Source organism: Butyrivibrio sp. INlla18 (assembly GCF_900103635.1).
Lineage (GTDB): Bacteria > Bacillota > Clostridia > Lachnospirales > Lachnospiraceae > Butyrivibrio.
This window is the reverse complement of sequence record NZ_FMXK01000013.1, coordinates 48879-63401: the sequence shown is the minus strand read 5'-3', so window position 1 is coordinate 63401 and position 14523 is coordinate 48879. Positions and strand designations below refer to the sequence as shown.

Annotated in this window: 11 protein-coding genes; 9 read left to right on the top strand and 2 right to left on the bottom strand. The window is 41.0% G+C overall.

Going from position 1 to position 14523, the window contains the following annotated elements; translation table 11 throughout:
* The first annotated feature begins 3 nt into the window (after positions 1-3).
* The 6 genes from BLS24_RS10415 to mnmA all read left to right on the top strand — a co-directional run bounded on the left by BLS24_RS10415 (position 4) and on the right by mnmA (position 8497).
* Positions 4-1521 carry an HlyD family efflux transporter periplasmic adaptor subunit gene (locus BLS24_RS10415; RefSeq protein WP_091758788.1) on the top strand — a complete coding sequence of 506 codons (1518 nt, stop codon included), beginning with the start codon at positions 4-6 and terminating at the stop codon, positions 1519-1521.
* Positions 1521-2795 carry an ABC transporter permease gene (locus BLS24_RS10410; protein ID WP_091758786.1) on the top strand — a complete coding sequence of 425 codons (1275 nt, stop codon included), beginning with the start codon at positions 1521-1523 and terminating at the stop codon, positions 2793-2795. Before BLS24_RS10415 ends, BLS24_RS10410 begins: the two co-directional genes overlap by 1 nt.
* Positions 2796-2798: 3 nt before the next feature.
* On the top strand, positions 2799-5294 hold the full coding sequence (locus BLS24_RS10405; RefSeq protein WP_091758784.1) for an ABC transporter substrate-binding protein: 2496 nt from the start codon (positions 2799-2801) through the stop codon (positions 5292-5294).
* 109 nt (positions 5295-5403) lie between these two features.
* Complete coding sequence (mscL, locus tag BLS24_RS10400) at positions 5404-5889, top strand: large conductance mechanosensitive channel protein MscL (RefSeq protein ID WP_091758782.1); 486 nt, start codon at positions 5404-5406, stop codon at positions 5887-5889.
* 70 nt (positions 5890-5959) lie between these two features.
* Positions 5960-7414: a cobyric acid synthase gene (locus BLS24_RS10395; RefSeq protein WP_091758780.1), complete on the top strand. Its 1455-nt coding sequence runs from the start codon at positions 5960-5962 to the stop codon at positions 7412-7414.
* A 3-nt stretch (positions 7415-7417) separates the two neighbouring features.
* Positions 7418-8497 (top strand): tRNA 2-thiouridine(34) synthase MnmA, encoded by a 1080-nt coding sequence (gene mnmA / locus BLS24_RS10390; protein WP_091758778.1) that lies wholly within the window; start codon positions 7418-7420, stop codon positions 8495-8497.
* A 52-nt stretch (positions 8498-8549) separates the two neighbouring features.
* On the opposite strand, the gene BLS24_RS10385 is transcribed toward mnmA, so the two are convergent.
* Positions 8550-9575 (bottom strand): LacI family DNA-binding transcriptional regulator, encoded by a 1026-nt coding sequence (locus tag BLS24_RS10385; RefSeq protein WP_242872274.1) that lies wholly within the window; start codon positions 9573-9575, stop codon positions 8550-8552.
* Between the two features lie 6 nt (positions 9576-9581).
* Positions 9582-11000: a glucuronate isomerase gene (uxaC, locus tag BLS24_RS10380; RefSeq protein ID WP_091758776.1), complete on the bottom strand. Its 1419-nt coding sequence runs from the start codon at positions 10998-11000 to the stop codon at positions 9582-9584.
* A 188-nt stretch (positions 11001-11188) separates the two neighbouring features.
* Here uxaC and BLS24_RS10375 point away from each other — a divergent pair, with 188 nt between their 5' ends.
* From BLS24_RS10375 to BLS24_RS10365, 3 genes are all read left to right on the top strand, one after another.
* Positions 11189-12691, top strand: coding sequence for a UxaA family hydrolase (locus BLS24_RS10375; RefSeq protein WP_091758775.1), 1503 nt, complete (start codon positions 11189-11191; stop codon positions 12689-12691).
* Positions 12692-12811: 120 nt separating this feature from the next.
* Positions 12812-13660 (top strand): sugar phosphate isomerase/epimerase family protein, encoded by an 849-nt coding sequence (locus tag BLS24_RS10370; protein ID WP_330388248.1) that lies wholly within the window; start codon positions 12812-12814, stop codon positions 13658-13660.
* Between the two features lie 83 nt (positions 13661-13743).
* Complete coding sequence (locus BLS24_RS10365; RefSeq protein WP_091758773.1) at positions 13744-14517, top strand: hypothetical protein; 774 nt, start codon at positions 13744-13746, stop codon at positions 14515-14517.
* Positions 14518-14523: the final 6 nt, after the last annotated feature.

The following is a 14523-nucleotide window of genomic DNA, read 5'->3' as shown; positions in this document are numbered from 1 at the left end:
GTTATGTCCAAGGATTTAGAAAAAAAGCCTGTAAACAGGAAAGACATGGTGAAGAATATAGCGATAGCATTCCTTACAGTTATGCTGATCCTTACATTCTTTTCAAACACCATCATGAATTATTCGCTTCCTCAGGTAGCAACAGTTCAGATCGAGGAGGGCACCATTAGTCCACAGATCAGAGGTTCAGGAACTGTAACGGCTGAGGATCCATACAATATCACGGTAAAAGAGACTAGAAAGATCTCAGGCGTTGCTGTCAAAGAGGGCGCACATGTGGAGATCGGAGATGTCATCTATTATCTTGAGGACAAGGAATCTGAAGAGCTTTCCAAGGCAAAAGAGACTTTGGATACAATGGAACTTGAATATGAGCAGATGCTCTTTTCAGGAGATGTTCCAAGCAGCGTTATCACAAATGTAAGAAATGGTAAGACTGCTTCTTATGACACATATCAGGCGCAGGTTGGGGGTGTTCTTGATACTTATAATGCAGCCCTTGCAGAAGATAACGCAGCTCAGGCAGAGATTGATTATCTTACTCAGCTGCGTGCTTATGAGCAGGCTGGTATGAACTACAATACAGCAACTCCTGAGTATCTTTTGGCACAGGCTCAGGTAGATATCGAGAAAGCCAAGAATGATGGCGATGAAGACAGAGTGGTAGAGCTCAATAATTTCGTAGCTGAGCTTACAAGAGATAAGTCACAGCTTTCTACATACAGCTCACAGTCAGGCTTTAGCTATGATCAGAAGCTTGCAACAGCATCCGAGAAAAAAGCTAAGACAGCCGCAGCTTTAAAAGAAGCTGAGAGAGTAAAGACAGAGCAGCTTAAGAGTATCAATGTTGAGATCTCTCTTTGTGCAAAGCGCGATTCCATCGCAGAGCAGAAGGAAAAGATTGCAAAGCTTGAATCTGAGTCAGTTGGTTCATCAGTAAAGGCACCAGTTGCAGGTACTGTTAGCTCAATATCCAAGGTTGCTGGTGAGTCTACATCAGCTGATGAGACTATCGCAGTTATCCAGGTTGATGGCAAAGATATGACAACAAGCTTTTCTGTAACAAATGCTCAGGCAGCTAAACTAAAAGTTGGCGATGCAGCACAGCCACAGAATGCATGGCAGTTTAATTCAGACTTTAAGGCAACACTTACTCAGATCAAAAACGACAAGACTGATCCTGCAGGTAAAAAGCTTCTTACATTTAAGATCGAGAGTACAGAGGTTACTCCAGGTCAGACTCTTTCTCTTGCAATTGGTGAGAGAACCCAGAACTACGACATGATAGTTCCTAACAGTGCTATCAAATCTGATTCAAATGGTAAATTCGTTCTCATAGTTAAGAGTAAATCTAGTCCTCTTGGCAACAGATACACAGCTACAAGAGCAGATGTAACAGTAGTTGCATCAGATGACAAGAATTCAGCTATCACAGCTGCTATCGACAATTATGAGTACGTTATCACAACATCAAACAAACCTGTTAAGGCAGGAGAACAAGTAAGGCTGGCAAACGAGTAATGAAGTTTTTTAAGAATCTTGATAAAGAAAAGATAAAAAACAAAATACTAAAGATCATAAAGAGTAAAGCTTTCATCATTGTCATTACGCTGATCTTATTAGATCTTGTACTTGGTTTTATCAGCAGAGCTCTTATACACAAGCTTCCTGAACAGAGCGCAGCAGACAGGTGGTCTTCTGATGGCAAAAAGATGGCTCAGGTCAGTATCTTTTTTACCGAGGATCAGATGATCGATACGGACTTCATCAAGAAGATGGAGTACGTTATGGAATCCAAGATGACTGATGCGGGAATCGTAGAAGAGCAAGATGACGACGATCCAAAGCCACAAAAAGATCCACGGATCGTAGAAACTCAAAAGATCGGTGATAATGGCGCATCTGAAGATACTGAGGCGCCTGTAGATGACACCAAGCTATATTCTAGCTGTTATAGTGCTCAGGGGCTTGTATCAATATCTTTTGAAGGAAAGACTGCAGATAAGGTTACAGCAATAGGGACCTTCGGCGATTTTTTTCTCTTTCACCCACTTGAGCTTGTAAGCGGGAGCTACTACAACAAGGATGCCCTTATGAAGGATCAGATCGTTATTGATGAAGATCTTTCCTGGCAGCTCTTTGGTTCAAACGAAGTAGTGGGTCAGATGGTCACAATAGGTGATGTTCCTCATTACATTTCTGGTGTTGTTAAGAGGCAGGAAGGCAAGATGAGGACTGCAGCCGGTCAGCAAGGGGGACTAGCCTACATCTCATACGATAGCCTTTGTAAATATGGAGCTATCCTAAGCGGCAGAGCAGAGAAAGTAGAGATTTCAGAAGATGGTAAGACTGCTCTTACAGGAGGCATTAACTGTTATGAAGTTGTGATGCCAAGCCCAGTTGACGGCATTGTAAAGACTATAGTCAAAGAGAGCGCCGCTCTTGATGATAGATACATTTCAATAGTAGATAATACTGAGAGATTTTCAGCTTTTTCTATGTATGACATACTGACAAGCTTTGGTACAAGGAGCATGTGGAATAAGGCAATCTTTTATCCATATTGGGAGAACCTTGCAAGGGGCTATGAAGATATATTGGTAGTTCTTTTCGCTATCAGATGGATATGTAAGCTCATTGTAATATGCATGTTCTCTGTATATGTGGTTTATCTATATAGACACAAAACATGGACAGTTTCTGGCATCGTTAAGACTCTGTCCGACAAAAAATACGACTTTGAAGTAAAACAAAAGCAAAAGAAAGATGAAAAAGAGGCAAAAGAGAGGAGTTAAGTTATGAAAAAGAGAGATATTTTTAAAAGAATAACCAGTGTTTCTCTTGTACTTGCAATGTCAGTATCTCTAGTAACTGGTTGTGGTAAGGGGAAGCAAGATGAAGAAAGCATCTTGGGTGATGCTACAAAAGCTTCAAAAGATTATGTGTTTGCATCTGAGGACATAATTATTGATGGTCTTAATCCAGATAGAATGAATAGTCTTAGGATTGTTGGGGATAGAATCTATGGTACCTACTATGGTGATGAGGGAGAAACAGTAATCTATTCATTTAATTCTGATGGATCAGATGTTAAGTCGTTTAAGATTCCAGCTAAAAATGATGAGAGTTTTAGCTACATTGATTTTGATTCCGAAGGTAACTTCTATGCGGTAAAGGCCAAGTATAACTGGTTTGATGGCGCAGGATATACTGAGGCCTCTGAGGATGAAGAAGCTGGCGAAGAGGCTTCATCTGAGGCATCTGCATCTACAGCTTCAGAAGCAACCTCAGAATCAGCCTCAGAAGAGGAAGATAAAGAAATTGTTTCTTCTAAGGACACTGTTGCAAGTGACGCTAGTACAGAAGCTTCTTCAGGGGATACAGATCCTGAAGCTGTAGATGAAGATGGTGATGATGGATATGCTGGGGAGCATTACTACGATGAGGAGGTGGACGAAGAGTACACACTTGTTAAGTATGATAATGCTGGTAACGAGGTTTATAGCATAAAGCTCGGTGAGGATGTTGCAGAGGGTGATTATTATGCAGCATATGGCATTGCATATTCTGAGGAACATGGAGTTATCTTAAGCTCTAATCAGGGTATTGCTACATATGATGAAGATAAGGGCTTTACAACAATTATTGACCTTAATAGCAAATACACAGGATCTAATTTTGAAGTTACTAGAGGTTACAATGGAGATATCTTTGTAACAGGTTATACAGATGAAGGCAGGATTGTAGGAACTCTTGATTTTGATGCCAAAGATATTGGCCATAAGTCAGAAGTCTTTTCAAACACTAACTATTACACCTTCTTTGGCGGTAATGGCTACGACATTTATTGCGCTGATGATACAGCAATTTACGGTTATGACCTTAAATCTGATAAGCTTGTAAAACTCCTTGATTACATAGATTCAGATCTTTCTATTACATATAACCTTAATAATGCCGTTGCTGTAAGCGATACAGAGCTGGTTGCACTTGTACCGGATTTTGACTACAACTTTACTTTGACCAGACTTACAAAGGTTCCAGCTGATCAGGTCAAGGACAGACAGATCATCACTCTTGCTGGAGCGTATATTGATTATAATGTGAGACAGGCTGCAGTTAAGTTTAATAAGGACAATGATGAGTACAAGATTAAATTCGTTGACTACTCAACTTATGATACAGAAGATGACTATGATGCTGGTATAAAGAGATTTAACCTTGATATTGCATCTGGTAACGTGGCTGACATTATGGCTTTTGACCTTGAAAGCCCAGTAGAGAGTTATATTAACAAGGGACTTTTCCTTGATGTGGCACCATATTTTAGCTCTGATCCTGACATTGCAGATGCCAAGTACATTGATAATATCATGGATGCATTCAAGACTGGAGACAAGATGTATCAGGTAGTTCCTTACTTTGAAATTGCTACAGTTGCTTGTAAGGCATCACTTGTAAAGGGCCAGGACCTTCTTACTATGGAGGATTACAAGAATATCATCGAAGCTAAGGGTATAAAGAAGGCTAATGCTTTTGGAATGAACCTTAGAAAAGATATGCTTGATTATGGCGTAGCTTTTGCTGGTCCTGATTATATTGACTGGTCCAACAAGACTTGCAGTTTTAATAGCGACGAGTTTGTTGAGCTTATGGAATTCATGAAAGATTTCCCAGAAGAATATCAGGAAGATGATTACATGGATTATGACACAGCCTATAGATCAGATGAGGCCCTCTTTAACCAAACTAGCCTCTATGGATTTGATTCATTTAAAAGAATTAGATATGTAGTCTTTGGTGAAGATGTGTCCTTTATAGGATTCCCAGGATCTCATTACACATCAGTCATCTATCCTGGAACAAGACTTTGCATCTCAGCTCAGTCCAAGAACGCTGATGGTGCTTGGAAGTTCATCAAGTACTTCCTTTCAGAGGAATTCCAGGATTCACTTGATTGGGACTTCCCTATAAGAGAGTCAAGTTATGAGAAGATGAAAGCAAAAGCCATGGAGGCTGAGTACTACGAGGATGAAAATGGCAACAAAGTTGAATCCAAAGAGTATTATTACGTTGGTGATAAAGAGGTTGAGGTTCCAGTACTTACACAGGCTGACGTAGATCAGGTTGACGCTCTTGTCAAGAACTCACATTATGCTATGAGCTATAACATGAACGTTAGCAACATAATCTCTGAGGAGGCTTCCGCATTCTTTAGTGGTCAGAAGACTGCCAAAGAGGTATGCGACATCATTCAGAGCAGACTTTCAATCTACATAAATGAGAATTCATAAGTATTTAAAAAAGTATAGGCGGTGCTAGTCACCGCCTTTATTTTTCGAGGGAGTGTGCTATAATTTTCTCAGATACTGAAAAATTATTTCGTATATAGGGAGAGCAGGTATGACAGAAAAGGTTAAAGCAGTAGCAGGCAAGGGAAAGGGCCTTGCAGGGGAATTTCGTGAGTTTATAATGCGTGGCAACGTGCTGGATATGGCTGTTGGTGTTATCATTGGCGGTGCTTTCCAGAAGATCATCTCATCACTTGTAGATGACATTATCATGCCAGTTATCAGCCTTCTTACAGGGGGAATCGACTTTAACAACATGTTTGTAAGTCTTGATGGCTCAGAGTATGCAACACTTGACGCTGCCAAAGAGGCAGGAGCAGCAACACTTAACTATGGAACTTTTATTACAGTTGTCATCAACTTTATCCTGATGGCTCTTGTGATCTTCTTTATCGTTAAGTTCATGAACAAGCTTAGCGAGAAGCTTGCCAAGGAAAAGGCTGAGGCACCTGCAACAACCAAGATCTGCCCACGTTGTAAGAGTGAGATCAATATTGAAGCAACAAGATGTCCTCACTGCACATCAGAGCTTGATTAAGTTTTTGGTAGAATATGAATGGTGATGCCCTTATACTTAATTGTATAAGGGCATTTTTGAGGTAAAGATTATGGCAAAGGTTATCATGGTTCAGGGCACAATGTCCGGCGCAGGTAAGAGTCTTTTAGTTGCTGGACTTTGCAGGATATTTAGACAAGACGGATACAAGGCAGTTCCCTTTAAGTCCCAGAATATGGCGCTTAATTCCTATATCACTGAGGACGGTCTTGAAATGGGAAGGGCACAGGTCATGCAGGCGGAGTGCGCTGGCGTTAAGCCATCTGTCTATATGAATCCTATTTTGCTTAAGCCATCAAGTGATGCAGGCTCCCAGGTTATTGTAAACGGCGTAGCCCGTGGCAATATGAAGGCTAGGGACTATTTTGCTTACAAAAAGACTTTGATTCCTGATATCTTAAATGCCTTTCGTAAACTTTTTGAAGATGCTGATATTATCGTTATAGAAGGTGCTGGCAGCCCAGCAGAGATCAACCTTCGTGAAAATGACATTGTAAATATGGGCATGGCTGAGCTTGTTGATAGTCCTGTTCTTCTTGTTGGCGACATCGATAGAGGCGGCGTATTTGCCCAGCTCTATGGAACTGTGGAACTGCTTCAGCCCTCTGAGAGAGACAGGATAAAGGGACTTGTGATCAACAAGTTTAGAGGAGATAAGTCTCTTCTTGATAGCGGAATTGATTTTATTACAGATAAGCTTGGTATTGAGACTGTAGGCGTTATTCCTTACATGAACATCAAGGTTGATGATGAGGATTCCTTAACTTCAAGGTTTGATAGTAAAAGAGCTACTGGAGACCTTATTGATATTGCGGTCATCAGGTATCCTAGAATATCCAACTTTACTGATCTTGGTGCCTTCGAGATGCAGGAGGGAGTAACTGTTAGGTACGTTGATAGTGTCTACGAACTTGGTGATCCAGATATGATCATCCTTCCTGGTAGTAAGAACACTATTGAGGATCTTAAATATATCAGAGAATCTGGTCTTGAAAGAGAGATTATTAGATTTTCTAAGACTAAGCCTGTCTTTGGAATCTGCGGCGGTCTTCAGATGCTTGGAAATTCCATTTCAGATGAAGATAAGGTGGAATCAGGTCTTTTGTCTGAAATAAGAGGAATGGGGCTTCTTGATATAGATACCAAGATGAGTCCTTCAAAGACCACAGTTCAGAGGGAAGGTAGGATCTCTTTTCCTAAGGGAGTATTTGAGTCTATTACGGATAAAGAATATAAGGGCTACGAGATACATATGGGACAAAGCGGCGTAACTGATGTTGTTATCAGTAACGGCGCAAACGTGTATGCTTCCTACGTCCACGGAATCTTTGATGAGGGCGGAATTGCGGCGGACATCTTGAAGATTCTTGGCAAAAAGAGTATAAGTTTATTGTCGTACTCTGAGTTTAAAGAGTCTCAATATGATATACTAGCAGATACCATAAGAGCTAATATTGATATGGACAAGATTTACGGTATTCTAAGGGATGCCACTATAAAGGATTAAGAAATGAGTGAAAAGAAAAAAGCGCTTGTTGCCATGAGCGGCGGAGTTGATAGTAGCGTCGCAGCTTACCTTATGGCCAGCAAGGGATATGATTGCATGGGATGCACCATGCGTCTATATGAAAATGACATGATAGGCGAGGACCTTTTTGGAACCTGCTGTAGTCTTAATGATACACAGGATGCCAGAGCTGTCTGCGACAAGATAGGTATTGAGTACAATATCTATCACTACGAGGCGGAGTTTAGAGATAAAGTCATTGAGCCTTTTGTATGTAGCTATGAGATGGGGGAGACACCAAACCCATGTATCAGATGCAACAAATATCTTAAGTTTGATACCCTTTATCAAAAGGGAAGAGAGATGGGCTATGACGTTATCGTAACTGGTCACTACGCAAGGATAGAAGAGCGAGATGGACATTTTTATCTATTAAAGGCCAAGAATCTTGCCAAAGACCAGAGCTATGTTCTCTATGATCTTACTGAGGAGCAGCTTGCACACACAGCTTTCCCTCTTGGGGAATATACCAAGGATGAAGTTAGAGAGATCGCAGATTCTCAGGGCTTTGTAACTTCTCATAAAAAAGAAAGCCAGGACATCTGCTTTGTACCTGACGGCGATTATGCTGGCATGATCAAACGCTACCGCGGAAAAGATTACCCAAAGGGTAACTTCGTAGATAGAGACGGCAACGTCCTCGGAACCCACGACGGCATCATCGGATATACCATCGGTCAGCGCCGCGGTTTAGGTATCCCAGCGGAAAAAAGATTGTATGTTACAAAATTAGATGTACCTAACAATCAAGTTATATTAGGTGATAATGAAGATCTCTTTAAGAGAGAACTCACTATTAGAGATTTCCATTGGATTACTGGTGAAAAGCCAACGTCTGAATTTAGATGTTTAGCTAAGATTAGATATCGTCACAAAGAGCAGCCATGTACTGTTACTCCAACTTCTGATGGTGGCGCAACTATTATTTTTGATGAGCCACAACGAGCAGCTACACCAGGTCAGTCTTGTGTTTTCTATGATGACGATATTGTTCTTGGCGGTGGAATCATTACAAATTCATAACTAACAACACTAAAAAAGGTGCCGGTCCCAAAAAGGGGCTAGCACCTATTTTTTATAATTTTGTTGAGCCTCGCTCAATCAGTTCGCCGGAAAAGATAGTCTTTTGTGGCATTTCGTTTTGAGTGAGAACTCCAATAAGTGTTTTGACAAGCTGCAGGCACATGTCTTCTAGACGGTTATCAATAGAAGAGATGGCCGGCTCAGAGCAGTGGGCTAGGATTGAATTGTTGTAGCCTACGATCTGAAGGTCTTTTGGAACACTTATCTTGTTGGCACGAGCATATTTCATGGCACCAACTGCAAGGAAATCTTCGCTAGTTACGATAGCGTCGAATTCAATGCCTTTTTTGCTGTGAAGATCATTTAGGAAGTTCTTTACTCCATCGATGTCTTCGTGATTTCCATGGAAGCACTGCAGCATTTCCTTTTTTAGAGGAATGTCTTTTGTAAGGAGTGCGTTCTGGAAACCAGCTAGTTTCTTGAGTCCGCTGTAGGAGTTACTGTTGTAGAGATATAGTATCTTTTTACAACCAGCGGCTATGAGTTTCTCGGTTGCATCCTGTGTGGCTTTGTGGTCATCACAGAGAGTGCAGTATACATTTGGACAATCATAATCAGCGTTAAGGAGCATGATAGGTACTGATGCAGCGGCATCATTTACGTACTGATTGTCCTCAGGATTGTTCATAATGAAGTGTGAACCAACCATGACTACGCTATCTACGTGCTGTGATAACAGGAGATTCAAGGACTCTTTTCTTGATTCCATCTCATAGCCTGTACAGCATAGAACAGAGTGGTAGCCGTTTTCACGAAGGCTCTGCTCGATATAGTAGATAGCTTTGGCTAAATAAAGGTCCGAAGCATCAGCGCAGAGGATTCCGATGGTCTTCATTGAGTTAAGACCAAGGCCCCTTGCAAATGCATTTGGCTTGTAGCCGTATTGTTCTATGATATCCATTACCTTTTTACGGGTGCGAGGCTTAACGTTGGCGCTTCCGTTTAATACTCTTGAAACAGTAGCGATGGATACGCCAGCCTTTTTGGAAATGTCATAAATAGTCATCTGGTTGCTCATAAGTTTTTATCTAACCTCTAAAGGAAATTTGAAATATCTTACTGCGTTGTTGTATGAAATATCAGCAGCGATCTTACCAAGTGTGTCAATTTCTGACTCTGGGAATTCACCGTTATCTACAAGGCTTCCAAGGTAGTTGCAAAGAATTCTGCGGAAGTAGTCATGTCTTGTATAGGATGTGAAGCTTCTTGAGTCTGTGAGCATTCCTACGAAACCTGAGAGGTTACCTGATTCAGCTACGCACTGAAGCTGTTCTTCCATACCAAGCTTGGTATCATTGAACCACCAAGCGCTTCCCTGCTGGATCTTGGCAACTGCTGGTCCTTCGTTGAATGCATTAAGTGTTGTGTTGATGATCTTGTTATCGTTAGGGTTAAGGCTATAAAGAATAGTCTTTGGAAGGCTTCCTGTCTTCTGAAGTGCATCAAGGAAGTCTGCAAGCTCACCCATAGGATAGTATGCTCCTATTGTATCATATCCTGTGTCAGGTCCAAGCTTTTCATACATAGCTGTGTTATTATCACGCTTGCAACCAAAGTGAAGCTGCATTACCCAGTCACGCTTTGCAATCTCAGCGCCTTCAAAGAGCATGAATGCTGTCTGGAATTTAAGGCTCTCTTCATAAGAAACAGTCTCACCTTTGATTCTCTTAGCAAAGATAGCTTCAACTTCATCATCAGTAGCAGGGCGGTACATAACATACTCAAGAGCGTGGTCTGTTACGTTGCAGCCCTTTGTTCCAAAGTAATCAAGACGAATCTTGAGAGCTTCCTTAAGATCCTTGAAAGAAGAGATCTTAACGCCGCTAACTTCTGAGAGTTTACCAATATAATCTACAAAGTCAGGCTTTGTGATGTTCATTGCCTTATCAGGTCTCCAAGCTGGAAGAACCTTAACATCGAATGATGAGTCAGCCTTGATCTTGTCATGCCACTCAAGAGTGTCGATAGGATCATCTGTTGTGCAGATAAGTGTTACATCTGACATCTTGATGAGCTTTCTTGCGCCCATATCTGGAGCCTGAAGAACCTTGTTGCAAAGGTCATAAACTTCTTCAGCAGTCTTTTCATTTAAAACTCCGTCGTAACCGAAGTACTTACGAAGCTCAAGGTGTGCCCAGTGATAGAGTGGGTTACCAACAGCCTTACCAAGGCACTTAGCAAACATAAGGAACTTGTCCTTGTCAGAAGCATCGCCTGTGATGTACTTCTCATCAACACCAAAAGCACGCATGAGACGCCACTTGTAGTGATCGCCACCAAGCCATACCTGAGCGATGTTCTCAAAGTGTCTGTCCTCAGCAATTTCCTTTGGGCTGATGTGACAGTGGTAGTCGAGAATAGGCATATTCTCAGCGTAGTCATGATAGATTGTCTTAGCTGCGTCTGACTGCAGAAGGAAATCTGCATCCATAAATTTCTTCATTATGAACCCTCCAACAATATTGATTTTATTTGGCTTTACAAAAATGTAAGCATTTTCATATTTTATCCTCTAAATTATACAAAAGCCGATTTCTCTTTACAATAGCAAAAATTTGTTGACTCTAGGATTTAATGAAGATATGATTTTAATGTAAACGCTTACATTGATTATGAGAAAGGCTTGAAATTATGAGTAGATTTTTGCAGATCCATCCAGAGGATAACGTGGTAGTTTGCCTTGAACCTATGACAAAGGGAGAAAAAATCTCACTTTCTTCTGGGAAGGAAATTATTCTTTTAGAAGATGTTAATGCTGGTCATAAGGTTGCCATTAGAGACATTTCAGAAAATGAGAATGTCATAAAATATGGCTATGCAATTGGACATGCTATAAATGACATTAAGACTGGAAGCTGGGTTCACACTCATGATATCAAGACTAATCTTGAGGGAATCTTAGATTATAAATATGAGCCAGATGCTGATGATATTTCAGCAAAGCTATCTCGTATGGGCTCCAAAAACAGCACCTTTGAGGGCTTTGTAAGGGCAAATGGTAAGGTTGGTATCAGAAATGAAGTCTGGATCATACCTACTGTTGGCTGCGTTAATAACATAGCTACAGCTCTTGCTAAGGTAGCAAATTCCTATGTTAAGGGTAGCATTGATGAAGTTGTAGCTTTTACTCACAACTATGGTTGCTCTCAGACTGGCGATGATCAGGAGCATACAAGGACCATTTTGTCAGATCTTGTAAACCATCCAAATGCAGGGGGCGTTCTGGTTCTAGGACTTGGCTGTGAGAATAGTAATATTGATGTCTTAAAGCCTTACATTGGTAAGGTGGATGAATCAAGGGTTAAGTTCCTTGTTTGCCAGGAATCTGATGATGAAATGGAAGATGGTCTTAATTTGCTTAAAGAGATCATTGATGTAGCTTCAAATGATAAGAGAGAGACAGTTAGTGCTTCTAACCTTATCATCGGTCTTAAATGCGGCGGAAGTGACGGCTTTTCAGGTATAACAGCTAATCCACTTGTTGGTAGAATCTCTGATAGGATCATTGAAAATGGCGGCACATCTATTCTGACAGAAGTGCCTGAGATGTTTGGCGCAGAGACTATCCTTATGAACAGATGTAAGGATGAAGCTACTTTTAACGATACAGTCAATATGATCAACGGTTTCAAAGAGTATTTTACTAAGCAAGGAGAGCCTATCTATGAAAATCCATCTCCTGGAAACAAGGCTGGCGGTATTACAACTTTAGAAGATAAGTCTCTTGGTTGTACCCAGAAATCTGGAGATTATCCAGTTATGAAGGTTCTTGAATACGGCGAGAGAACAGATGAAAAGGGCCTTAACCTTTTATGTGCACCGGGTAATGACCTTTGTGCTGCAACGGCTCTGGCTTCTTCCGGGGCACAGATAGTTCTTTTCACAACGGGAAGAGGAACTCCATTTGCATGTCCAGTGCCTACTATGAAGATTGCTAGTAATAATGTGATCGCTGACAAAAAGAGCAACTGGATAGATTTTAGAGCTGGTCAGATCCTTGAGGGCAAGAGCTTTGAGGAGCTTACTGATGAGCTTTATGACAAGATCTTAAGGACAGCTTCTGGTGAAAAGCTTAAGAGTGAAATTGCAGGATTCCATGATATGGCTATCTGGAAGAGGGGCGTTACTTTATAAAAGTATGAAAAGATATTCGATATTGATGCAAGTATAGTAACTATTTTTGGATAGGAAACTACGCTATACTTTTCATGTTGATATTGATAAATGAAGTATAGTTTTTGGAGGATATAGATTATGATGCAGATTGGTATCAGATTCCATGATACAGTTGAACTTCCTTTTGAGGAGAGACTTAAGGAGATCAAAAAGCAGGGATTTTCCTGCGTTCATATAGCTCTTTCTAAGGTTCCTGGCTTTACAGCTGAGCCTTCAGCTCTTACTCCTGGATACGCTATGTATCTTAGAGATTCTTTTAGAAAGGCTGATCTTGAAGTGGCAGTTCTTGGTTGCTACTTGAATCTTGCAACTCCTGATCAGGAAGAGCTTAAAAAGACTCAGGAGAAGTACATGGCTCACATCCGTTTTGCAGCGCTAATGGGATGCGGCATGGTTGGAACAGAGACAGGTGCTCCAAATGTTGATTATCACTATGACAAAGAGGCTTGCCATTCCCAGGAAGCTCTTGATACCTTTATCACTAATTTGAGACCTGTTGTAGAGTATGCAGAGAAGATGGGTGTTATTGTGGCGATCGAACCTGTTTACAGACATATCGTACATACTCCAGCAAGAGCTAGAGAGGTTCTTGATAGAATTGGTTCACCAAACCTTCAGATCATCTATGATCCTGTAAACCTTCTTTGGACAGACAACTATGACAGAAAGTATGAAGTATTTGAGGAAGCTCACGAGCTTCTTGGTAAGGATATCTGCATGATACATCTTAAGGACTGTATCCTTACAGATGAAGGTGTTGTCAGCATGGGATGCGGTCTTGGAGAACTTGATTATTCAGGTATCGTTAAGTTTGCAATGGACAATAAGCCTTATATTCAGGCTACTTTGGAGGATACAACTCCTGATGTTGCTGTATCATCTAGAGAGTGCATTGAAAAGGCCGAGAAGGCTTACCTTAACAAGTAAAATTTGATTTATCCTCTTAAATTTGGTAATATAGCAAAGTCATTTTGCAAAAAGAAATCCAGATTATAAGAGGAGAGATAATTATGAAGAAGAAAATCTTAGTAGCTATGCTTGCTATGATGATCATGGCTTCTAGCGTAGCATGTGGTAACACAGACACAGATAAGGGACCTTTAAAGGCTGGCGAAGAGTCTTCAGAGGCAGCTTTTGAGATCAAAGAGGATAGCGCTGACGAGGCATCTTCAGAGGCTTCTGTAGAAGAGGCTGTAGAGGCTGCAAGCGAGGCTTCATCTGAGGAAGCTACAGAAGTTACAGCTGATGCTGCTGCTGGTTATGTTGATGGACAGGCTTATATCAACGAGAACTTCAACCTTAAGTTCAACGTTGATAGTGATATGACTTTTGCTGACGAGCAGGCTGTTGCAGATCTTAACAATGCAGCTGGCGACTTCACAAATGATACTATCAAGAAGTATGTTGATGAGGGTAAGGTTATGATCGTTGCTTATGCAGCAGATGATACAATGCTCAAGTCATTCAACGTAGCACTTCAGTCAGTTGGTTCAATCGTTAGCACACTTGTTGACGAGGAGACAGTTCTTAATGCTTCATCTACTTCAGTTGTTGAGATCCTTGAGCAGCAGGGATTTGAGAACGTTACAACTGAGATCGATAAGGTTAAGTTCATGGGTGAGGAGCATTCATCACTTCTTATCTCAGCCAAGATCCAGGGTATCGATTACTACGAGAGAGTATGCTGCCTTGTAGACAACGGATATGTAATGAGCCTTACAACAGGCGGTCTTACCAAGGAAGATGTTACACACCTTTTCGAGAATGCTGAGAAGCTCAACTAATTTTAT